Below are 800 nucleotides of genomic sequence, written 5' to 3'. Positions count from 1 at the left end.
ACGCATCAGATGAAGAAGTTGACCCTGGAGGATTTGAAGGGGTTCCGTGATCATTTGCGGATCCCGATTAGCGATGAGCAGCTGGAAGCGGACCCGTACCTGCCTCCGTACTACCGGCCGGAGGAATCCTCGGCCGAGCACCGGTATTTGATGGCGCGGCGGGCGGAGCTTGGTGGGGCGGTGCCCGAGCGGCGGGCGCATGCGCAGACGGCGGTGGTGTTGCCCGGGGAGAAGTCCTACGCGATCGCCAAGCGCGGGTCCGGGAAGCAGATGGCGGCCACGACGATGGCGTTTGTGCGGTTGTTGAAGGATTTGATGCGGGATAAGGACTTCGGGCACCGGATCGTGCCGATCGTGCCTGATGAGTCGCGCACGTTCGGGATGGATTCGTTCTTCCCCACGGCGAAGATCTATAACCCGGCGGGGCAGAATTACCTGTCGGTGGATCGGGATCTGGTGTTGGCGTATAAGGAGTCCCCGCAGGGCCAGTTGATCCATCCGGGGATTAACGAGGCCGGGGCGGTGGCCGCGTTCACCGCGGCGGGCACGAGTTACGCGACCCATGGGGAAGCATTGGTGCCGATTTACGTGTTCTACTCGATGTTCGGGTTCCAGCGGACCGGGGACGCGTTCTGGGCGGCGGCGGATCAGATGACCCGTGGGTTCATTATCGGTGCGACCGCGGGGCGTACCACGCTGACCGGTGAGGGGTTGCAGCATGCGGATGGGCATTCGCCGTTGTTGGCGTTGACGAATCCTGCGGTGGTGGCCTATGACCCGGCGTATGGGTATGAGATCGG

General features: G+C 63.1%; 1 pseudogene. It reads left to right on the top strand.

What is annotated here, in order from left to right:
- Nucleotides 1-800 (top strand): annotated as a pseudogene (locus OK351_RS17870) (pyruvate dehydrogenase (acetyl-transferring), homodimeric type); the annotation flags it as partial.

Source organism: Glutamicibacter sp. MNS18 (assembly GCF_026107515.2).
Lineage (GTDB): Bacteria > Actinomycetota > Actinomycetes > Actinomycetales > Micrococcaceae > Glutamicibacter.
Note: the sequence above shows the minus strand (reverse complement) of the source record. Positions and strands in the feature narration are given on the sequence as shown.